The organism is Actinoplanes sp. NPDC026619, assembly GCF_040638295.1.
GTDB lineage: Bacteria > Actinomycetota > Actinomycetes > Mycobacteriales > Micromonosporaceae > Actinoplanes.
The window spans coordinates 385,890-406,035 of record NZ_JBEZYA010000006.1 but is presented as its reverse complement, the minus strand read 5'-3'; the positions used below and the strand labels follow the sequence as shown (position 1 = coordinate 406,035).

Sequence of the window (20,146 nt, the reverse complement as noted above, 5' to 3'; positions counted from 1 at the left end):
ATTCCGAACCCGGAAGCTAAGCCCTCCAGCGCCGATGGTACTGCACTCGGGAGGGTGTGGGAGAGTAGGACGCCGCCGGACTCAACGTGACAGAAGGCCCACCCCGGTCGGGGTGGGCCTTCTGCATTTCCGGACTTTGCTCGTGCCTTGGTGGTTGGCTTGATGCCATGGACGCCTCGGCGCGTGAAGCGAGCGGACAGCAGGGCGACATCGAAGACGATGTTCCGATGGTGCGGCTTTGTGCCGGCGGACTGCCGGATCGGGCGGCAAGCAACTTTGCGGCGGTGATCGCTCGCGCAGCCCGGGTTCCGACCGCAATGATTCAGCTGACCGACGACGGTGAGATGCTCAGGCTGTTCGGCGCGGTGGGGGTGCCCGCCGAGTGGGCGCAGATCGGGCGTACGCCGATTACTTCGACCATGGCCGGCTTGGTCATCGGTCACGAGCATCCGATCATCGTCGCGGACATCGCTGACGATCCACGGGTGCCGCCGTATGCGCCCGCCCGCGAGCTCGGCGTACGCGGGTATGCCGGGTTTCCGATCCGTGATCCACAGCAGCACATTGTCGGTGTCTGCACCGTCTTGGATTTTCAGACCAGGACTTGGTCGCCCGAGGAGCTGGCCGCGGTCGATGAAGGCGCACAGGCGTGTACCGCCTTTGTCGCCGAATGGCAGGCACGAGCCCATGCCGATACCCAGCGGCGCTTCCTCGACGCACTGTTGCAGGGTCTGCGGACCGGCGTTGCGGCATGCGACGAGCGCGGTCGGTTGGTCTTCGTCAATGAGGTCATCCATCGGTTGTCCGGAACCATCTCAATCGGCGCGCCGATCCAGGATTGGACTCAGTACAGCAACGTGACCGACGCTCAGGGCCAACCGTTGCCGGGCGAACGATTGCCGTTGCTCCGGGCCTTGCGCGGCGAGTACCTGCGGGACATCGACCTCACGGTGACGCGCCCCGGCGGGCACCCTCGTACAGTGAGCGCCGATGCACAGCCGATCACCGGTGCCGACGGGCGGCGGCTGGGCGCCGTGGTCACCATCCGGGACGTCACCGAGGAGCGGCGTGCGGCACGGTTCCAGGACGTGGAGCGGACCGTGCTGGAGGCGCTCGGCCGAGGTGATGGCCTCTACGACATGGGTGCTTCGGTTCTCGCCTCGATCAGTGCCGGCTTCGGCTGGCCGAACGGCGAACTATGGCAGGTCGACCCGGATGCCGACGCGCTTTTGCTGGTGGCCCGATGTCCTGGGAGTGCACCGGTCGCCGATCTGGCGCAGGCCGGGCACGACGTGCTCACCGGCGCTGCCTGGCGGACCGGAAAGCCGGTGTGGACCGGCGACATCGGTGGCCCGGAGACCTCGGTGCGGCCGGAGATCAACTTGGCGGTGCCCGCCATTTCCGGTCGGCGGGTCCTGGCCGTCCTGTCTTTCGCCGCCGACATGCCGGACGGACCGGCGACGCGGGTGGTGGAACTACTCAGCGGGCTTGGCGCCCGTATCGCCGAGTTCCTGGAGCGACGCCGGGCCGAAGAACTCACCCTGGCGCTGGCTCGAAGCAGAGACGAATACCTCGCGTTGGTCGATCATGAGCTGCGCACGCCGTTGACTTCGATCGCAGCCTACGTCGGCATGATCCGCGATGCGGACCCAGCCACGATAGTCGACGACTTACCCGACCTGATTGATGTTCTCAGCCGCAACAGCGACACTCTTCGGCACATTTTCGATCAGCTCCTCGACCTCGCTGCTCTCGACGGAGGGCACGCGAAGATGATTCACCAGCCGGTCGACATGGCCGAAATCGTGACCGCGGGCGTACAGGCGGCGCAGGCGGCGAAAACCTTCACCGCGACCAACCTGACTGTCGATGTCCGCGCTGACGGCTCGGCCCACGGTGACGCGTCTCGACTGCGACAAATGGTCGATGAATTGATCGACAACGCCGTGAGACACACCCCGGACGACGGCGACATCGCTGTCGTCCTGACCCGCCCGGCCGCGACCATCGTCGAGCTGACCGTTACCGACACCGGCATCGGGATTCCGGCAGACGAACAGGAGGGGATCTTCACTCGGTTCCGCCGTTCGGGGCGTACGCGAGAGCATCGCATCCCCGGTCACGGGCTGGGCCTCGCCATCAGCCGGGCCATCGTTGAAGGGCACCGCGGCAGCATCCAACTGGCTTCTACCGAAAAAGGTGGCACTCGGGTCACGGTGCGGTTACCCGTCGTAGCCCGCTGAATGCAGCACGCGTTCGACGGTCGCGACGAGTTCCTTCGGCGCGAACGGTTTGGAGAGAATGGCCGTAGCCTGCGCCGCCGCCGGCCGCTCGTCGCCCGGTGTCAGACTGCCGCTGACGAAGATCACCGGGAGATCCATCGTGGCCGGATCCGAACGGATTGCCCGGCACAGCTCGACGCCGGACATCACTGGCATGTCGATATCGCTGACTACAGCAGCCGGCCCATGCTCGCGCACCGCCTGCAGGGCCTCGGCTCCGTCGGCAGCCTCGATGACCGTGTAGCCGGCTCGGCTGAGGATTCGTGCGGCGATCATGCGAATATCGCCGTCGTCTTCCGCCAGTACCAAGATTGTCATGCCGCTCCCGCAACGTAGTTACGCCGACATTATTCCGGCAAAACGTCACTCCCACATGATGTAGGTCCTCGTGTCGTACTCGTTTGTCCAGACGGCCGTTACCGCGGCGATGTGTGGCCCGCCGCCGGGGTGAACTGGTGAAACGCCGTCCCCCGGATACCGGAGCGAGATCGGGACCGTGCACAGGTACTCTATGATCGCGGGCCGCTAGCTCAATGGCAGAGCTGAGGACTTTTAATCCTTAGGTTCGGGGTTCGAGTCCCCGGCGGCCCACAAGTGGTTGGGTGCAATGTGTTCGCGGAGAGCGCGGACCAGCACCACTTGTCATCTCTGCTCCGGGGGCCCGAGCCCCCGGATGCCCCGCGGTGCGGCGCCTTCTGCTCGGTTCGGTGCCGGGGGGCCGGAAGCGCGACTGGAAGTGCGACTGGAGTGGTCTGAGTCTTTCCTCGCGTGGTGCATGACCGATCGACGAATACCGTCGCCCCCGCATAGGCTCTGCCGCTCGGTGAATGTGGGGGCTACGGAAGGCTGACAGATGCCGAACTTCTTGGTTGACGTTCGGAGTGACGTCGACGGGAGTCTTGTGGTCACGCCACAGGGTGCGCTGGACGCGGAATGCGCCGTGCAGTTCCGTCAGACGCTGGTGCATGCGGTTCGTAAGCTGCGGCCGCTGCGGCTGGTCGTCGACCTGGCCGAGGTGGCCGCGATCGACCCGATCAACCTGGGCACCCTGGCCGCGCTCTGCGACCTGGCCGACGACCATCGCGTGGTCGTCTTCCTGCCGAACGCCTTAGCCGAGATTGCCACCGAGCTGCGTGCGGCCGGTGTCCCGGCCCAGCGCCTCCGCCGGCCGGACACGATCAACGCCTGAGACTCCGTGGGCGGCCAGGAAGCCGGTCACCGACGCCGACCAGGGAAACTTCTCCGCCTGGGCGCGGGCCGCTCGCCGGCGTGCCTCCATCGGGCGGGACAGGATGTCCACGATGGCCGAGACATAGCCGGCGTCGTCGGCGGCCAGGCCGGCTGTGCCGATCACCTCCGGCAGCGCGCTCTCCGAGCTCACCACGACCGGAGTTCCGCTGGCGAGGGTCTCCAGTGCGGACAGGCCGAACGTCTCGATCGGGCCGGGCGCGATCGCCACGTCCGCGGAGGCCTGCAGGGCGGCCACTTCGAGCGGGTCGCTGAGGTGGCCGAGGAAGCGCACCGGCAGGCCACGGGTGGCGGCCTCCTCCTGCAGTGCGTTGCGGAGCGGTCCGGCTCCGGCGACGACGAGCACCGCGCGTACACCCAAATGGCGCAAGCCCTCCAGGGCCGCAAGTGAGCGGCGGGGTTTCTTCTCCGGCGACAGCCGGCCGCAGTGCAGCAGCAGCACGTCGTCGGGGGCGGCCCAGCGGGCCCGCATCGCCGGATCGTGCCGGGCGGGGGTGAAGCGTTCCAGGTCGACGCCGAGCGGGACCAGGTCGACCGGCTTGCCGATGCGTTCGAACTCGCGGGCGGCCCACCGGGTCGTGCAGACGATCTTGTCGTGGTCGGCGGCGGTGCGGCCGTTGAGCAGGTCGGCGACGCGGCGACCGGAGGCCGGGCCGAACAGGCGCAGCAGGCCGTCGAGGCTCTCGTGCGACACCATCATCGATGGGACGTCGTGCCGTTGCGCCCATCGGCCCAGCCAGCGCAGTGTGGTGCGGTCGGAGATCTCCAGCCGGTCGGGGCGCAGTGAGCGGAGCGTCGCAGCCAGGCGGCGGCGGTCCAGCAGTACGCGATAGCCGCCGAGGCCGGGCAGGTAGGCGCCGGGCAGCGTGATCACCCGGCCCTGTTCGGTGGCCGAGTCGGAAGCCTTCTCACCCGGAATGACCAGCACGGACTCGTACCCGGCCGCCTGGTAGCCGGCGCCGAGATTGCGCAGCGCGGTCTTCAGGCCGCCCGATCGGGGCGCGACGTAGTTGGCCACCCGCACGATCCTCACGCGGCGACCGCCCGGCGCTCGAACATGCCGGTCGCGCACACGTGGTCGTAGTGCCCGATCAACTCGTCACCCACTGCCGACCAGCTCCGTCCCTCGATCGCCTGGCGGCCCGCTTCGCCGAAGGCGGCCCGCTTCGCCGGGTCGCCGGCCAGGTCGAGCACGGCGGCGGTGAAGCCGTCCGGCGTGAACGGCGGAACCAGGAACCCGGTCCGACCATGCTGCACGAGGTCGACCGGACCACCCGCATGCGGTGCCACCACCGGCAGGCCGCTCGCCATCGCCTCCTGCACCGCCTGGCCGAACGTCTCGTACGGCCCGGTGTGGGCGAAGATGTCGACGCTCGCGTAGATACGCGCCAACTGAAGGCCGCGCCGGACGCCGAGGAACTTCGCCTTCGGGAGTGCCTTGCGCAGCGCCGGCCCGGCCGGCCCGTCACCCACGATGACCAGCCGCACGCCGGGCAGGCGGCTGACGTCGGCGAGCAGGTCGATCTGCTTCTCCACGGCCAGCCGGCCGACGAAGCCGACCACGATCTCGCCGTTCGGCGACAGCACCCGGCGCATGCCGACGCTGCGCCGCCCGGGATGAAACTGCACGTCGTCGACGCCGCGGCGCCACAGGTGGATGCGTTCCACCCCGTGCGCGGTCAGTGCCAGGCCGGACTCGCTCGACGGCACCAGCGTCCGGGATGCCGCATTGTGCACCGTCCGGATCCATCGCCACGCCGCCCCCTCGGTCATTCCGACCTTGTAGGCGCGAGCGTAAGCGGCCACATCGGTCTGGTACACCGCGATCGTCGGCAGCTTCAGCGACCGCGCCGCCGCCATTCCCCACGCGCCCAGCACGAACGGGCTGGCCAGATGCACCACGTCGGTGCCGTGCGCGCGCATGGCGCCGGTCATCGTCGGCGTGGGCAGGCCCAGCCGGATCTGCGGATAGCCGGGCATCGGCAGTGACGCGATCCGCACCACCGGGTACGGCACGTCGACCCGCACATCCCGCACGGCCGGCGGCGGCTGCGGGGCGATCACCATCGGCTGGTGCCCGCGGCGCAGCAGATGTTCGGCCGTCCGGACCACCGAGTTGGCGACTCCGTTGACATCCGGCAGGAAAGACTCCGTAACCAGAGCGACTCGCATGCAGTCACGATGATCTGCGCCGATGTCCGGCACACCGCACTAGTCGTAGCCGGTTACCCAACAAAACCCGACGTCTAGGAGCCGATGGGGTACGCGGCCCGGGTCACCGACCGCACGATGGCCGAACCCGGCCCGACCGCGCGGCCCCCGCGGCGCGAACGGCCGCGGCGCGACTCTCGCGTTACTGCGGCAAACCCGACGCGAACTCCCGGAAGCGGTCGACCGCCTTGCCGGACACCGCGGTGCCGTGGCCGAAGACCGCGTGCTCGAAGTTGTGCGTGGCCAGCTTGGCCACGCTGCGGTCCTGCTCGGCCGGGTCGTCCGCGGCGCGTTTGGGTCCGCTGATCACCGCGCCGTCCTTGCCGGTGGCCGTGTCGCCGGCGAAGAGCACGCCGTCGGCCCGATCGAGAAGGTACGAGACGTGGCCGCGGGTGTGGCCGGGCGTGTGCACGGCGGTGAAGCCCGGGATCGGCTCGGACTCGTCGGCCGTGATCACCTGGTCGATCTTCGTGGGCTCGGCCGTCATGACGCGGCTGATCAGCCGGGGGAGCATGCCCTTCGGCTCCGGGCGGATCGCGCCGGAGATCACGGGGGCGTCGGCCGCGTGCGCGATCACCCGGGCGCCGGAGCGTTGCCGCAGGTCGGCGACGTTGCCGATGTGGTCGAAGTGGTGGTGGGTGAGCAGCACCGTGCGGACGTCGCCGATCTGCTTGCGGATCTCGAGCAGGCCGCGCTCGATCTGCTTGGAGCGCCGGGGCAGACCGGTGTCGACCAGCACGACACCGTCGTCGGTCACCACCAGGTGCACGTTGACAAAACCCAGGCCGAGCTCGAACACGCCGTCGACGATCTCTCGCACGACGTACATTCTGCCTGGTTCGCGGCCCTTCGTCTCTTGATTGATTGACGTCTATTTTCAGGCGGCATAGCCTGACCGCGGAACGGTGTCACGCAGCTCGAGGGCCCTTTTGCAGGCGGAGTTCACCCCGTCTGCCGATCCCCCATGAGCGGCGTCTCCCCGGCTTCGGCCCGCCGCTCTCATCCCTTGAGAATCGAGGAAATCGATGAGACGTCGCGTCGTCTGGGCTCTGTCCTGCCTGGTGCTCGCGTTCGCGGTGGTAGGCGCGCTGAAACCCGCCTACGCGGCCGCCGGCTGCCGCGCCGACTACGCCGTCCCCAGCTCGTGGCCCGGCGGGTTCCAGGGGTCGGTCACCGTGACCAACCTCGGCGACCCGGTCTCTTCCTGGTCGCTGGGCTTCAGCTTCCCCACCTCCACCCAGAAGGTCACGCAGGGCTGGAATGCCACCTGGACCCAGTCCGGCAGCGCGGTCACCGCGACCAACGCGGGCTGGAACGGCTCGGTGGCCACCGGCGCCTCGGTGAACGTCGGCTTCACCGGCACGTTCACCGGCTCCAATCCGGCGCCGACCGGGTTCACGTTCAACGGCCTGGCCTGCACTGGGGCGGCGGCCACAACGGCGCCTACCACCGCTCCGACGACCGCTCCGACGACCGCTCCGACCACCGCCCCGCCGACCACGAGCCCGACGACCACGCCCACCGGTGATCCGTGGAGTCCGCCGTCGAGCCTGGTGCAGCCGCTCGCCGCGGTCTGGTCGCACGAGGAGTCGACCTACAGCGACCTGTACGGGTTCAAGAACTACGGCTGGGACCAGCTGTTCGCCGGGGGTGGGGCGATCAACTACTGCGTGCGGTGGGACTCGACCGCGCACGTGACCGCCGCGCAGCGCGATGCGGTCGCGGCCGCCCTGCAGCGGCAGTACCAGAAGTGGATGGACGCGATGCTCGACAACGGGTCGGGCTGGAACAACTGGCCGTACAAGCAGGTGCCGGTGAAGGTTGTCGGCTGGGCGGTGCGTGATCGCGCTCAGCTCGAGTGGACGGACACGTCGGTCGACATCTACGTCAACGACATCAACGAGGACGCGCCGCAGTGCGGGACACCGTGCGGGCGCTTCTTCCACCAGGACGGCAACTACTCCGGCTGCCCGGGTGGGGCGTCGCACCACTACGACCACTCGCTCTGGCTCACCGCCGGGTTCAGCGGGGGCGCCGGTGGCGACTGGGGTCAGCGGATCGGCTCCGAGTACTACATGAGCAACCTGACCACCGACAACATCCACATCCTGTTGCACGAGATGGGCCACACCTACGGCCTGGACGACTTCTACGACTGGGACCCGACCCCCGGCCAGGGCTTCATCATGAAGGCCGGCAGTGCCACCAGCATCACCGACTTCGACAAGTGGATGCTGCGCGACTGGTGGCGGCACCTGAAGAGCCGTTACGGCAGGTAGACCGGCGCGGGCCGCGTTGCACGGGGCAGCGCGGCCAGCACCAGCAGACCGGCCACGAGGTAGCCGGCGCCCTGCACCGCGATCACCGGGACGATGCCGACCCGGCCCGCCAGGGTGCCGGCCAGCGCGAGGCCGACCAGCATGGCGGCCGCGTGCAGCGCGGTGATCGCGCCGAAGACCCGGCCGCGGTGGCTGTCCGCGGTGGCCGTCTGGAAGACCGTGGCCACGCCGGCGACGGTCAGCGCGCCCGGCAGCCCGACCAGCACCATGATCACGAAGGCCGGCCAGATCGCCGTGGTGATCAGCGGATAGAGGAACAGCACCAGGTCGAGTGAGCCGAAGACGGCCGCGCCGCCGCCCAGCAGCAGTCGCGGCGGGATCCGGTGGCCGAGCAGGGTGGCGAGCGCACCGCCGGCCAGCCCGCCGACCGCCTGCACCGCCATGATCGTGCCGTAGATCTGGGCGCCGCCGTGCAGCACGTCGCGGACAAAGGGCGCCATCAACGTCATCATGATCGCTTCGTCGACGCCGGTGCACAACGTGAAGATCAGGAGCGTCCGTAGCGTGCGGGTGGAGACGGCTGATCGCGTACCCGCAAGCCAGTCGCGCAAGACGTGCGGAGCCGCAGCCGTCGCGCCCGGTCTTGGATGGACGTCAAGCAATTGCTTGGAATGGTTCACGCAGGGGGTAGCCGGATCGGTCAGAACGCACCCCCAGGGGTGGGTATTCGCTGGTCAGGGCCGAGTCGACGCGTCAGGATCGGGGGCGTGGGCCGCAACGGGGGCGGTCTGTCCAGATCGGAGAAGAGGCGTGATGGAGTACGGCACCGATCAGATGAGTGCGGGCTTCCGGGCCCGCAACATGCTGGCCGGTTATGTGCAGCGCGGCGGGCGGCCCCATGCGGTCGCGCCGACGATCGCGCTGCGACCGGCGGAGAAGCAGTACGGCTGGTTCCCGGTCACGGTCGACCGGCGGGAGCGGCGCATCGCGGTGATCACCAACCAGCGGCTGATCGTCGGTGAGGAGTTCCCGCTCTGGCAGTTCACCGCCGTCCAGCCGTTGCCGGGTGAGTGGTCGGTGGCGCTGGACGTGCGCGGCCGGGACGTGCCGCTGGTGCTGAGCGGTCCGTGGGTGCCATGGCTGAGCGTGGTGCTCTGCGCGGAGCTCTACGGAACGTCCTGGCCGCCGGCGCGGCGGCAGCCGGTTGCGGCCGGTGTGTGAACAGCGTGAAAAAAGCCGATCAGGCCGGTAGACCGGCCGCGCCCGCACTGCGACTCTTAGCGATGTGTATGACTACGACCTGTTGGTCCTGGGTTCCGGGCCGAGTGGGCAGAAGGCCGCGATCGCCGCGTCGAAGCTGGGCCGCCGCGTCGGCATAGTGGACCGCCGCGACATGATCGGCGGCGTCTGCATCAACACCGGCACCGTTCCGTCGAAGACCCTGCGCGAGGCCGTTCTCTATCTGACCGGCCTGAGCCAGCGCGATCTCTACGGTTCGAGCTACCGGGTTAAGGACGACATCACGGTGAGCGACCTCGCGGCTCGCACCCAGCACGTGATCGCCCGGCAGACCGACGTCATCCGCAACCAGCTCGCCCGCAACCACATCGTGATGCTGACCGGCACGGCCCGCTTCGCCGACGCGCACTCGCTGTGGGTCAACGGCGGCGACGGCCGGGAAACCAAGGTGACGGCCGACAAGGTCATCATCGCGGCGGGTACGCGACCGGCCCGGCCGGACAGTGTGGACTTCGACGACCGGACGATCGTCGACTCCGACGGCGTGATCAACCTGGAAGCCGTGCCGCGCAGCATGGTCGTGGTCGGCGCCGGCGTCATCGGCATGGAATATGCCTCGATGTTCGCCGCCCTCGGCACCAAGGTCACCGTGGTCGAGCGCCGCGATCAGATGCTCGACTTCTGTGACGACGAGATCATCGAGTCGCTGAAATACCACCTGCGCGACCTGAGCGTGACGTTCCGCTTCGGCGAGGAGGTGGCCGCGGTCGAGAGGCACTCGACCGCGGCGCTCTGCATCCTCAAAAGCGGCAAGAAGATCGTCGCCGACACCGTGATGTATTCCGCCGGGCGCCAGGGGCAGACCGACGACCTCAACCTCGAGGCGGCCGGGCTCGCCGCCGACCGGCGTGGCCGGATCGAGGTCGACCTCAACTACCGCACCGCGGTGGAGAACATCTACGCCGTCGGCGACGTGATCGGCTTCCCGGCGCTCGCCTCCACCTCGATGGAGCAGGGCCGCCTGGCCGCGCACCACGCCTGCGGCGAACCGGTCCGCGCGATCGGCTCGCTGCAGCCGATCGGCATCTACACGATCCCCGAGATCAGCTTCGTCGGTAAGACCGAGGACGAGCTGACCGACTCGGCGACGCCGTTCGAGGTGGGCATCGCGCGTTACCGGGAGCTGGCCCGCGGTCAGATCGTCGGCGACTCCTACGGCATGCTCAAGCTGCTGGTCGCCCCGGAGGACGGCAAGCTGCTCGGCGTGCACGTCTTCGGCACCGCCGCCACCGAGATCGTGCACATCGGCCAGGCGGTGATGGGCTGCGGCGGCACGATCGATTACCTGATCGACGCGGTCTTCAATTACCCGACCCTGTCGGAGGCCTACAAGGTGGCCGCCCTCGACGCCTCCAACAAGATCCGCAATATCACCCGGATCGACGGCTAGGACCGGTAGACCCAGACCTTCGTCTTCAGCGGGATCTTGTCGGTCGCCCAGATCCAGTTCATTGCGGCGTTCGACAGCCGGGCGCAGCCGTGTGAGGCGGCGTAGGGCGGGATGCTCGGCGAGCCGTGCACGGCGATGCCGCCGTTGAAGTACTTCGGGCGCCACAGGTCGCCGAGCGGTCCGTGGCGGGTGCCGTCGATCTGCCGGCCGACCTTGAAGTGGCCGGTCGGGGTGTCGGCGAGGTAGGTCTCACCCTCGTAGACATAGTTTTCGTTCGACCCGGTCGAAGTGTTCAGCGTGGTCACCACCTGGCCGTCCTTGACCAGCATGAGCAGCTGCTTCTTCAGGTTGATCTCGACCAGGTAGCCGCTGCCCGCCGCCGACTTCGCGGTCGGGCGGATGCCGTCGTCGAGCGCCTTCTGCGTCTTGGGGCCGACCGTGCCGTCGCGGCCGATGCCGGCCGCTTTCTGCAGCGCGAACACCGCCTGCTGGGTGGTGTTGCCGAAGTTGCCGTCCGCCTTGGCGATCCAGTAGCCGAGCTCGACGAGCCGCTTCTGCACGGCCAGCACGTCGGCGCCCTTGTTACCGATCTTGAGCTTCTTGGCCGGCGTGGGGGTGGGGGTCGGGGTTTCGGCCGGCGCGCTGGGCGCCGCGCTGGGTGACTCCGCACTGGGCGACTCCACGCTGGGTGCCTGCGACGGCTCCACGGTCGGGGCTTCCGCCCGGTTATCGCCGGAATCGCCGGAATCGCAGCCGGTGGCGAGCGCCAGCGTCGCCGCGAGCGCGACCGTCAGCGTCAGAGCCTTGCGCATCATGCATTCCTCCCGTCCCTAACAGGATCATTGCCGAAAACCATTCACAATGACCAGCGGACGGCTCATTCGCATCGCACCTGTGACACGTGTGGGGACGATCACGTGCATGGATCGAACGAGTGGTGGGCGGCGTCATGAAAAAGAGTCAAGTACCCTTCGCTTATGTCATGGATGGCCAGCGCCCGGCACGGCGTACGTGAGGCCCCCGCCGGGCTCGCGCTCGTGCAGGAGCTGCTGAACACCCGCGCGACGATGCACTACGGCTCTGACCTGCTGGTGATGGCGGATGACGCCCAGCGCTGGCTCAGCGAGGCGATCGCCACCTGGTCCCGGGTGTCCGGCCTGCCCGCCCCCACGCTGCTCATCTCGTCGAGTGATCTGCGGTCGCTGCGCCGGCTCCGCACGACGTTCGAAAACGTGATCCTGGCTGCCGGCAACGAGGGCCTGGACGGCGCGCTGCCGCCGGCCGACGTGCCGGTCAGCCTGGTGCCGGACGCGGATGGCTGGGTGCGCATGGTCCCGACCGGCCGCGGCACCCGCTGGCTGGCGTCGGCGCTGTGGGCCGAGGCACTGCTGGCCCAGCAGGCCGGCTTGTGGCCGCGCCTGAAGCTGTGCCACAACGGCGACTGCCGGGCCGCCTTCTTCGACACCTCCCGTAACAACAGCGGTGTCTGGCACGACGTCTCCACCTGCGGAAATACCGCCAACCTGCGGGCTTTCCGGGAGCGCAAGCGGCTGATGGGCGGCAGCGGCGGCCAGTCCCGGCCACCGGTCGTGGGCGGCCCGCCCAACTTCCGCTGACCGGACACGCGGTGGCGGTGGGAACTTCCGGGCGCGGCCGCGCGACTATGGGGATATGGCTTGTGAGCGGTGGCGCGAGATGCTGTCTGCGCAGCTGGACGGCGAGGACGACCCGGCCGTGCGGCCGCTGGTCGATGAGCACCTAGCGGGGTGTGCCGGGTGCCAGGAGTGGCTGGACCGCGCGGCCACCGTCAATCGGCTGACCCGCACGGGAGTGGGGGTCGCCCCCGACCTCAGCGCGGCCATTCTCGCCGCCCTGCCGCCGGCGGTCGCCGAGCCGCGGAAGCGATGGCAGCGGCCCGCGCTGGCCACCGGGCTCTACGTCGCGCTGGCGGCGGTCGGGGCGGTGCAGCTCATCCTCGGGCTCGACCAGATCGGCGGCGGGGTCGCGGGCGTGCACGACCACATCGGCGCCGGCGCCACGTCGGGGCATCTCTGGCACGAGTCGGCCGCCTGGAACGTGGCGGTCGGGGCCGGCTATCTCTTCATCGCGCTACGGCGCACCCGGCCCTCCGGCCTCGTGCCGATGCTCACCGCGTTCGTCGGGATGCTGCTTCTGCTCTCCGTCAACGACCTCACCGGTGACCGGGTCGACTCCGCGCGGCTGATCAGCCACGGGTTCGTCATCCTCGGTTATCTGCTGGTGGTGGCGCTGACCCGGATCCCGGGCGGGTTTGCGGCACCGCCCGGCGCTCGTGTCGACAGCGGCTGGTCGGGGTGGCGAGCCAAGTTCGAGGACGAGGTGGCGCCGGTGATGCGGCCCGGGCTGCGGCTGGTGCCCCGCGGGCCGATGACCGCGGAGCACGACGAGCAGCGGGCTGCTTAGCGGGCGGGGGGCCGGACGGAGAGCTCGCGCCAATCGTCCGGGCCGGTGAGCAACGCGCGGACGGTGTCCAGGGCGGCTTCCTCGTCGGCGTACTCGAAGAAGTGCGAGACCCCGTCGGCGCCGCCCGCGCGCTGCTCCACATACCACTGGTCGCCGCTCACTCGCAGGTAGACATCCTTGCGCGCGATGCGCCCCCACTTGCCGTTCCACCAGTGCTTACGCTGCTCCATCCGGGCACTGTATCGAACATTTGTTCGAACCGTACCCGGGCTGAATGATCTTTTTCGCTGCGTGTCAGCGCGGTGGCTCCTGGTCACGGCGGCGGAGCTCGTCGATCGCGCTGCCGCGGGCCTGGGCGGTGGTGGAGTTCTGGGCCAGCAGGTCCCGGATCTGGGTGAGCAGGACGATGTCCTCGGCCGGGGCCTTCGGCGGCGGCTCCTCGCCGCGGCGGCGGCGCTCGGCGAGGTAGTTCAGCGGCATGACCACCAGGAAGTAGAGGACGGCCGCCGTGATCAGGAAGGTGATGATCGCGTTGAGGAAGGACGAGTAGTCGAAATAGACGCCGTCGGCGGCCTTCCACTTGCCGGCGCCGGTGCCGGTGCCGCCACCCAGCAGCTGGATCAGCGGCTTGATGAAACCTTCGGTGAAGGCGGTCACCACGGCGGTGAACGCGGCGCCGATGACGATGCCGACCGCGAGGTCGACAACGTTGCCGCGCATGATGAAGTCTTTGAAGCCTTGGAGGATCTTGCTCACGAGCGCTCCCACGTGCCGGAGGGGTCCGTCCGGCAGCAGGTTCCCACCACCGGTCGGCGACAAACTACGCCGAACCGGTCGTCGGAGGAAGTCAGTCGAGCGCCGGTTCCTGGGCCGTCACGGCCTCGTCGACCGTGGGGTAGGTGCGCAGCACCTCGACCAGGCCACTGACCTCGAGAATGCGCAGCACTCCGCGCTGTGGCGCGGCCAGCCGGACGGTGCCACCGGCGTCGTCGGTGCTGTTCTTGGCGCGCACGAAGACCGACAGGCCGGTGGAGTCGCAGAACGAGACCTCGGAGAGGTCGAAGACCAGACGCGTGCGACCCTTTTCGAGCAGGTCGCTGATCTGGTCCTGCAACTGCGGCGCGGTGGCCATGTCGAGCTCACCGGCGACCGCCACGACGACCATGTCGGCGCGCTGTTCGGTTTGTACCGTCAGGGACATTCAGGACCTCCAGGTATGGGCAGAACGGTACTCCAGGTGTGGTCTGATCGGCAGGATGGGGCTCGGCGTTTGTGACCTTGCCGAGTATTTGACGCACAGCAACCAACTGACCTTGCGGTGGTAGAGTCCGCCCGTTCGTGGAGTGAAGTCTGGAGGCAGCGGTGGCGCTGAGTGTGGAAGAGGCGAGTCGGTTCGCCGTCCTGCTCGACGGAAATCAGGACGCTCTGGTCGGCTTGTGGAGCGATCGAGTGGCCGAGAGTCTGCGCGGCCGGCTGAGTCGCGCCGAGCTGCAGCGGCAGACCGCGGACCTGTTCAAGGGTTTCCAGCTGGCGCTGGGCGGTGGAGCCATCGACCTGACTCACGAGTCTGCTGCCGAGCTGCGGGCGCAGCTCACCGAGCTGTCCGGCAACCGGGCCCGCCAGGGCTTCTCGACCACCGAGACGGCGGTCAGTGTCTTCGCCTTCAAGGAGGCGCTGTTCCAGTCGCTCGGCGAAAATGCCGAGACCCTGCGGGATTACGTCGCGTTCTCGGCCTTCATCGACGCTGCCGCGCTGTTCACCTTCGACAGTTACGTGCGGGTGCGTGAGGAGCTGATCGCCGACCAGGCCGAGCAGCTGCTCGAGCTGTCCACCCCGGTGGTGAAGCTGTGGGACGGCGTGGTCGCGGTTCCGCTGGTCGGCACGCTCGACTCGGCGCGGGCCCAGGTGGTCATGGAGCGACTGCTGCAGACCCTGGTCGACACCGGCTCGCCGTACGCGATCATCGACATCACCGGTGTGCCGGCCGTCGACACCCAGGTCGCCCAGCACATCCTCAAGACCGTGGTGGCCGCCCGGCTGATGGGCGCGGACTGCATCATCTCCGGCATCCGCCCGCAGATCGCCCAGACGATCGTGGCGCTGGGCATCGAGTTCGGCGACATCGCGACGAAGGCCTCGCTGGCCGACGCGCTTCGTTACGTGCTCAACAAGAGCGGTTCCCGCAAGCCCAGGGAGCGCTGAGGTGGAGCGGGTCCCGGTCCTCAAGATCGGTGACATCCTGCTGGTCTCCATTCAGATCGACATGGAGGACCAGGTCGCCCTGCAGCTGCAGGAAGATCTCGCCGACCGGATCGTGTCCACCGGCTGCCACGGCGTGATCATCGACATCAGCGCGCTGGACATCGTCGACTCGTTCGTCGGCCGCACGCTGGCCACCATCGCCTCCATCTCCCGGGTGCTGGACGCCGAGACTGTCGTGGTCGGCATGCGCCCGGCGGTGGCGATCACCTTGGTCGAGCTGGGCCTGTCGTTGCCCGGCATCCGCACCGCCCTGAACGTCGAGCTCGGCATGGACCTGCTGGCCCGGCACCGAGCGGAGGAGTACGGCGACCAGGACGACGACGAGGACGACGACGAGGTCGAAACGCCCGCGGTACCCGTGTCGTGACCGAACCGGGGGAGCGTCTCGAGATCATTTCGGATCAGGACGTCGTCCGGGTCCGCCAGCTCGTGCGAACAGTCGCCGTGGCGGTGAAGCTTTCCCTCGTCGACCAGACCAAGCTGGTCACCGCGGCCAGCGAGTTGGCCCGCAACACGCTCGTCTACGGCGGTGGCGGATCGGCCGAGGTCATTCGGGTAGCCAACGGTCGGCGTCAGGGCATCCGCATCGTTTTCGCGGACCAGGGCCCGGGTATTGCCGATCTCGGCCTGGCCCTCACCGACGGTTACACCACCGGCGGTGGCATGGGGCTAGGGTTGAGCGGCGCGCGCCGGCTGGTCGACGAGTTCGACATCGTGACCGAGGTCGACCAAGGCACCACTATCACCATTACCAAGTGGTGCCGATGAGCGGAGGCACGGTGGCGCAGCTGCCCGAAGGGCTCCTGGACGGGGGCGCCTGGTTCCGGGTGGAGGCCGCCGCGAATGCTTCCGCTGCCCGCCGCGCGGCCGAGCGTCTCGCCGAGCAGCTGGGCCTGCCGGGAAATCGCATCGCCGACCTGTCGATCGTCACCGCCGAGGCGGCCAGTAACCTCGTCAAGCATGCCGACCAGGGCATTCTCCTGGTCCGGACGGTCCGCACGGAGTTGCAGGCCGGTGTCGAGATCATCGCGATGGACCAAGGGCCGGGCATGGCCGATCTGGAGCGGGCAATCGGCGACGGGCATTCCACGGCCGGCACCCTCGGCATCGGGCTCGGCTCGATCGTGCGCCAGGCCTCGTGGTCGGACCTTCACTCCGTACCCGGCAAGGGAACCATGCTCGTCGCCCAGGTCTGGCCGGCCGACCCGCCTCCGCCGGTCTGGGCGGCGGGGCTTACCCGCCCGTTGGCCGGCGAGTCGATCAGCGGTGACGCCTACGCCGTCCGCGAGGCGGACGGCCGGTATCAGGTGCTGATGTGCGACGGGCTGGGGCACGGCGGCCTGGCCGCGGCAGCGTCGCACGAGGCGGTCCGCGCGTTCTTCGACGCCCCGCCGGTGCCGCCCGCCGCCGTCGTCGAGGCGCTGCACCGCAAGCTCAACCACACCCGCGGCGCGGCCCTGGCCGTGGCCGAACTCGACCCGAAGGCCGGCCTGGTGCGGTACGCGGGGCTCGGCAACATCTCCGGTACGGTGATCTCCCCGGGCAGCCGGCGCGGCATGATCTCGCTGCCCGGCATCGCCGGGCACCAGCGCCGCCAGATCCGCGAGTACGACTATCCGATCGGCCCGGACGCGTTCGTGCTGATGCACAGCGACGGCGTCGTGGATCGCTGGAACCTGGCCGACTATCCGGGCCTGCAGTTCCGGTCGAACACGGTGATCGCCGCGACCGTGCTGCGGGACGCGGGAACCCGTCGCGACGACGCGGGCGTCGTGGTAGCCAGGTTGCCGTGAGCGCCGACGGCCGCGTTCCGGAACCGCTGATGCGCATGCGCATGCGGGTCGAGCAGGACGTCTTCGTGGTGCGCCAGCTGGGCCGTGAGGTGGCCCGGGCGGTCGGCATGGAACAGCAGGACCAGACCCGGCTGGCTACCGCGCTCAGCGAGGTGGCCCGGGTGGTGGTGGCCGCCGGCCAGGCCGCCGACGTGGTGTTCGAGGCGGAGCTCGATCGGGTACCAAGGTTGCGTGTGACGGTGCTGAACCCCTTCCCCGGGGGTGCCGCCGAAATGACACCGCAACTCGGCCAGGTGGGCCGATTGGTCGATACATTGGAGGTCGGTGACGGTGAAACAGGTACCGTTGTTTCGATGGCCCGACGGTTGCCGGCGAGTGCGCCGAGGCTGACCCCGGAACGCATGGACGAGATCCGCGCCGGGCTGGCCCAGCATGTCCCGGGAACCCCATTCGATGAGCTGAGTGTGCAGAACCAGCAGCTCATCGCGGCCCTGGACGAAGTGCGGGCGCAGCGTGACGACCTGGCTCGGCTCAATGCCGAGCTGGAGGAGACCAACCGTGGCGTGATGGCTCTCTACAACCAGCTCTCCCAGGAGCTGGAGGAGACCAACCGCGGGGTGGTGGCCCTTTATGCCGAGCTGGACGAGAAATCGGAGCAGCTGCGCATGGCCAGCGAGGCGAAGAGCCGGTTCCTGGCGAACGTGAGCCACGAGCTGCGTGCCCCGGTGACGGCGGTGATCGGACTGGCCCGGCTGCTCAACGACCCGGCATCGGAACCGCTGGCCGGCGAGCAGCGCCGCCAGGTCGAGCTGATCAGTTCGTCCGCCGGCGACCTGCTGACCCTGGTCAACGACCTGCTCGACCTGGCCAAGGCGGAGGCCGGGCGGATCGAGCCGGAATGGGCCGAGGTCGATCTGCGGGCGCTGTTCGGGCAACTGCGCGGCACGCTGCGGCCGCTCGCCACCCGGCCCGAGGTCGAGTTCGTGGTGGAGGAGCCGACGGTGCCCTCGATGCCGTCTGACGAGGTGCTGCTCGCTCGGGTGCTGCGTAACCTGCTGACCAATGCGATCAAGTTCACCGTCGAGGGATCGGTGCGACTGGCCGCGCGAGCGGTAGACGACGACGTCGAGTTCACCGTGGCCGACACCGGGACCGGCATCCCGCCCGAGCTGCATGAGCGGATCTTCGAGGAGTTCTACCAGGTGCCGCGCAGTCGCGCGATCACCGGCAAGGGCACCGGGCTGGGTCTGCCGTACGCACGTCGCCTGGTTGGCATCCTCGGTGGCGGGCTGCGGGTCGAGTCCGAGGTCGGCCGGGGCAGTACGTTCACCGTGCGACTACCCGCGAGTCGATCATGACGCCGGCCACGTTGCTCGTCGTCGACGACAGCGCCACCAAGCGATACCTGCTGGTCAGCTGGCTGACTCGGGCCGGGTTCACGGTCCAGCAGGCGGAGACCGGCGGTGAGGCGCTGCGGATGCTGCCCGGCTCCGGGGTCGACCTCGTGGTGCTGGACGTGAAACTGCCGGACATGAGCGGCTTCGACGTCTGCGAGCAGATCAAGACCGATCCCCAGCTGGGCGCGCTGCCGGTCATCCACGTGTCCGCGCACGCGGTGGACGTGGTCGACCGCACCCAGGGGCTCAACCGGGGCGCGGACGCCTACCTGGTGGAGCCGATCGAACCGGACGAGCTGATCGCCACCTGCCAGGCGGTGCTGCGCTACTACTCGGCCCGCCAGCGCGCCGAGTCGCTCGCCGCCCGGATGATGCGGCTGGCCGAGACCACCCTGGCGATCAACTCGTCGTCCACGCTGCCCGAGCTGCTCCAGGCGGCCGCGGCCGGCGCGCACGACATCTTCGGCGGTCCGGTGGTCGTCGTCGCCGACACGGTGGACGGCGAGAGCCTGGCCGCGGTCGGCTCGCCGCCGGTGGTGCAGCCGTGGTCGCCGGCCGAGCGGGGCGCGGCGGTGGGCTCGCTGGTGCGCACCGACGACCCGGCCGACTGGGACCTCATCGACTGGCCCGAGGGCGAATCGGTGGCGGTGGCCGCGGCCCGGCTGCGCATCGACCGGCCGCCGGTCTACGTGGCGGTGGCGGGCAGCACGCAAAATCCGGGCTTCCCGGTGCTGCGGCAGCTCTCCCAGGCGATCGCCGCGGCGGTGGAGGCGCAACGCTCGTACGACGAGGAGCATCGGATCGCGGTGACGCTGCAGCGCAGCCTGCTGCAGTCGCGGCTGCCCGACGTACCCGGCGTGAAGATGGCGGTGCGTTACGAGCCGGCTTCGGCACAGACCGAGGTGGGCGGCGACTTCTACGAGCTGACCATGCTGGACGGGCGGCTGCTGGTGGCGATCGGCGACGTGGCCGGTCACTCGCTGCACGCGGCCACGGTGATGGCCGAGGTGCGGCACGCGGTCCGGGCCTACGCGGTGGAGGGCCATCCGCCGGGCACGGTCATCGAGCTGGTCAACCGCTTCATGCGGACGGTGCTGCCGGCCGACTCGGCCACCCTGTGCCTGCTCACCCTCGACCCGGCGACGGGCGCGGTCCGGCTGGCCAGCGCCGGCCACCTGCCACCCCTGTTGCGTACGGATGAGGGCGTGGCCTTCCTGCAGCCGCGCGGCCCGCTGCTCGGCATCAACGCGCCCCGCCCGGCCGACCTGGAGTTCACCATCCCGCCGGGCGGCACCCTCGTGCTCTACACCGACGGCCTGGTCGAGCGCCGGGACGCCGACATCGACGTCGGCCTGGGGGCGCTGTCGAGGGCATCGGTCGAGGTCGAGCCGAGTCTGGACGACTTCTGCCAGCGCCTGGTGCTGCAACTGGCCGGCACCGGACCACAGGCGGACGACATCGCCGTGGTCGCTCTGCGCCGCGCCTGACATTTCCCGCCTCCAGCGGCGGGTCTCTTGACGGCAGCTATTCATTCAGTGAATAG

22 protein-coding genes and 1 tRNA gene are annotated in these 20,146 nt (G+C 69.2%); 14 read left to right on the top strand and 9 right to left on the bottom strand.

The annotated features are described in order from the left end of the window. The first annotated feature begins 167 nt into the window (after positions 1-167). A complete protein-coding gene (locus tag AB0E90_RS16860) occupies positions 168-2,243 on the top strand; it encodes an ATP-binding protein (RefSeq protein ID WP_360405445.1) in 2,076 nt (691 codons plus the stop codon). On the opposite strand, the gene AB0E90_RS16855 is transcribed toward AB0E90_RS16860, so the two are convergent. Continuing rightward, positions 2,223-2,600 carry a response regulator gene (locus tag AB0E90_RS16855; protein WP_360405442.1) on the bottom strand — a complete coding sequence of 126 codons (378 nt, stop codon included), beginning with the start codon at positions 2,598-2,600 and terminating at the stop codon, positions 2,223-2,225. The genes AB0E90_RS16860 and AB0E90_RS16855 overlap by 21 nt on opposite strands. A gap of 201 nt (positions 2,601-2,801) precedes the next feature. Between AB0E90_RS16855 and AB0E90_RS16850 the strand changes: the two genes are divergently transcribed. After that, a tRNA-Lys gene (locus tag AB0E90_RS16850) sits at positions 2,802-2,873 on the top strand. Positions 2,874-3,135: 262 nt separating this feature from the next. Beyond that, a complete protein-coding gene (locus tag AB0E90_RS16845; RefSeq protein WP_360405439.1) occupies positions 3,136-3,471 on the top strand; it encodes an STAS domain-containing protein in 336 nt (111 codons plus the stop codon). Here AB0E90_RS16845 and AB0E90_RS16840 read toward each other — a convergent pair. The 3 genes from AB0E90_RS16840 to AB0E90_RS16830 all read right to left on the bottom strand — a co-directional run bounded on the left by AB0E90_RS16840 (position 3,391) and on the right by AB0E90_RS16830 (position 6,561). Further along, positions 3,391-4,563, bottom strand: a complete 1,173-nt coding sequence (locus tag AB0E90_RS16840; RefSeq protein ID WP_360405436.1) for a glycosyltransferase — start codon at positions 4,561-4,563, stop codon at positions 3,391-3,393. The two genes, AB0E90_RS16845 and AB0E90_RS16840, sit on opposite strands and share 81 nt — an antisense overlap. After that, positions 4,560-5,702 carry a glycosyltransferase family 1 protein gene (locus tag AB0E90_RS16835; RefSeq protein WP_360405433.1) on the bottom strand — a complete coding sequence of 381 codons (1,143 nt, stop codon included), beginning with the start codon at positions 5,700-5,702 and terminating at the stop codon, positions 4,560-4,562. Before AB0E90_RS16835 ends, AB0E90_RS16840 begins: the two co-directional genes overlap by 4 nt. A 181-nt stretch (positions 5,703-5,883) precedes the next feature. Further along, positions 5,884-6,561, bottom strand: coding sequence for an MBL fold metallo-hydrolase (locus AB0E90_RS16830; RefSeq protein ID WP_360405430.1), 678 nt, complete (start codon positions 6,559-6,561; stop codon positions 5,884-5,886). Positions 6,562-6,766: 205 nt separating this feature from the next. Here AB0E90_RS16830 and AB0E90_RS16825 point away from each other — a divergent pair, with 205 nt between their 5' ends. After that, positions 6,767-8,020 carry a cellulose-binding domain-containing protein gene (locus AB0E90_RS16825; RefSeq protein ID WP_360405427.1) on the top strand — a complete coding sequence of 418 codons (1,254 nt, stop codon included), beginning with the start codon at positions 6,767-6,769 and terminating at the stop codon, positions 8,018-8,020. Here the strand turns inward: AB0E90_RS16825 and AB0E90_RS16820 are convergent. Beyond that, positions 8,008-8,700 carry an MFS transporter gene (locus AB0E90_RS16820; RefSeq protein WP_360405424.1) on the bottom strand — a complete coding sequence of 231 codons (693 nt, stop codon included), beginning with the start codon at positions 8,698-8,700 and terminating at the stop codon, positions 8,008-8,010. The two genes, AB0E90_RS16825 and AB0E90_RS16820, sit on opposite strands and share 13 nt — an antisense overlap. A 133-nt stretch (positions 8,701-8,833) precedes the next feature. Here AB0E90_RS16820 and AB0E90_RS16815 point away from each other — a divergent pair, with 133 nt between their 5' ends. Both AB0E90_RS16815 and sthA read left to right on the top strand, forming a co-directional pair. After that, the gene (locus tag AB0E90_RS16815; protein ID WP_360405421.1) at positions 8,834-9,241 is read left to right on the top strand and encodes a hypothetical protein; all 408 of its coding nucleotides are present in this window, start codon (positions 8,834-8,836) and stop codon (positions 9,239-9,241) included. A 64-nt stretch (positions 9,242-9,305) separates the two neighbouring features. Further along, entirely contained in the window at positions 9,306-10,709 is a 1,404-nt protein-coding gene (gene sthA, locus AB0E90_RS16810; protein ID WP_360405418.1) for a Si-specific NAD(P)(+) transhydrogenase, read from the top strand. On the opposite strand, the gene AB0E90_RS16805 is transcribed toward sthA, so the two are convergent. Continuing rightward, a complete protein-coding gene (locus AB0E90_RS16805) occupies positions 10,706-11,524 on the bottom strand; it encodes a L,D-transpeptidase family protein (RefSeq protein ID WP_360405415.1) in 819 nt (272 codons plus the stop codon). The genes sthA and AB0E90_RS16805 overlap by 4 nt on opposite strands. Before the next feature lie 162 nt (positions 11,525-11,686). On the opposite strand from AB0E90_RS16805, the gene AB0E90_RS16800 reads away from it, so the two are divergent. After that, positions 11,687-12,325: a CGNR zinc finger domain-containing protein gene (locus tag AB0E90_RS16800; protein WP_360405412.1), complete on the top strand. Its 639-nt coding sequence runs from the start codon at positions 11,687-11,689 to the stop codon at positions 12,323-12,325. A 55-nt stretch (positions 12,326-12,380) separates the two neighbouring features. After that, entirely contained in the window at positions 12,381-13,151 is a 771-nt protein-coding gene (locus tag AB0E90_RS16795) for a zf-HC2 domain-containing protein (protein ID WP_360405409.1), read from the top strand. Here the strand turns inward: AB0E90_RS16795 and AB0E90_RS16790 are convergent. From AB0E90_RS16790 to AB0E90_RS16780, 3 genes are all read right to left on the bottom strand, one after another. Continuing rightward, positions 13,148-13,381, bottom strand: a complete 234-nt coding sequence (locus AB0E90_RS16790) for a hypothetical protein (RefSeq protein WP_360405406.1) — start codon at positions 13,379-13,381, stop codon at positions 13,148-13,150. The genes AB0E90_RS16795 and AB0E90_RS16790 overlap by 4 nt on opposite strands. A gap of 64 nt (positions 13,382-13,445) precedes the next feature. Next, the gene (gene mscL / locus AB0E90_RS16785; RefSeq protein ID WP_360405512.1) at positions 13,446-13,898 is read right to left on the bottom strand and encodes a large conductance mechanosensitive channel protein MscL; all 453 of its coding nucleotides are present in this window, start codon (positions 13,896-13,898) and stop codon (positions 13,446-13,448) included. Positions 13,899-13,998: 100 nt separating this feature from the next. After that, on the bottom strand, positions 13,999-14,352 hold the full coding sequence (locus AB0E90_RS16780; protein WP_360405403.1) for an STAS domain-containing protein: 354 nt from the start codon (positions 14,350-14,352) through the stop codon (positions 13,999-14,001). A gap of 161 nt (positions 14,353-14,513) precedes the next feature. Here AB0E90_RS16780 and AB0E90_RS16775 point away from each other — a divergent pair, with 161 nt between their 5' ends. The 6 genes from AB0E90_RS16775 to AB0E90_RS16750 are packed head-to-tail and all read left to right on the top strand — an operon-like array spanning position 14,514 to position 20,090. Then, on the top strand, positions 14,514-15,353 hold the full coding sequence (locus tag AB0E90_RS16775; RefSeq protein WP_360405400.1) for an STAS domain-containing protein: 840 nt from the start codon (positions 14,514-14,516) through the stop codon (positions 15,351-15,353). 1 nt (position 15,354) lies between these two features. Then, a complete protein-coding gene (locus tag AB0E90_RS16770; protein ID WP_360405397.1) occupies positions 15,355-15,780 on the top strand; it encodes an STAS domain-containing protein in 426 nt (141 codons plus the stop codon). Continuing rightward, positions 15,777-16,181 (top strand): ATP-binding protein, encoded by a 405-nt coding sequence (locus tag AB0E90_RS16765; RefSeq protein ID WP_360405394.1) that lies wholly within the window; start codon positions 15,777-15,779, stop codon positions 16,179-16,181. Before AB0E90_RS16770 ends, AB0E90_RS16765 begins: the two co-directional genes overlap by 4 nt. Continuing rightward, positions 16,178-17,206 (top strand): SpoIIE family protein phosphatase, encoded by a 1,029-nt coding sequence (locus tag AB0E90_RS16760; RefSeq protein ID WP_360405392.1) that lies wholly within the window; start codon positions 16,178-16,180, stop codon positions 17,204-17,206. Before AB0E90_RS16765 ends, AB0E90_RS16760 begins: the two co-directional genes overlap by 4 nt. 35 nt (positions 17,207-17,241) lie before the next feature. Next, the gene (locus AB0E90_RS16755; RefSeq protein WP_360405509.1) at positions 17,242-18,564 is read left to right on the top strand and encodes an ATP-binding protein; all 1,323 of its coding nucleotides are present in this window, start codon (positions 17,242-17,244) and stop codon (positions 18,562-18,564) included. Beyond that, positions 18,561-20,090: a SpoIIE family protein phosphatase gene (locus tag AB0E90_RS16750; protein ID WP_360405389.1), complete on the top strand. Its 1,530-nt coding sequence runs from the start codon at positions 18,561-18,563 to the stop codon at positions 20,088-20,090. The genes AB0E90_RS16755 and AB0E90_RS16750 overlap by 4 nt, the downstream gene beginning before the upstream one ends. Positions 20,091-20,146 lie beyond the last annotated feature (56 nt).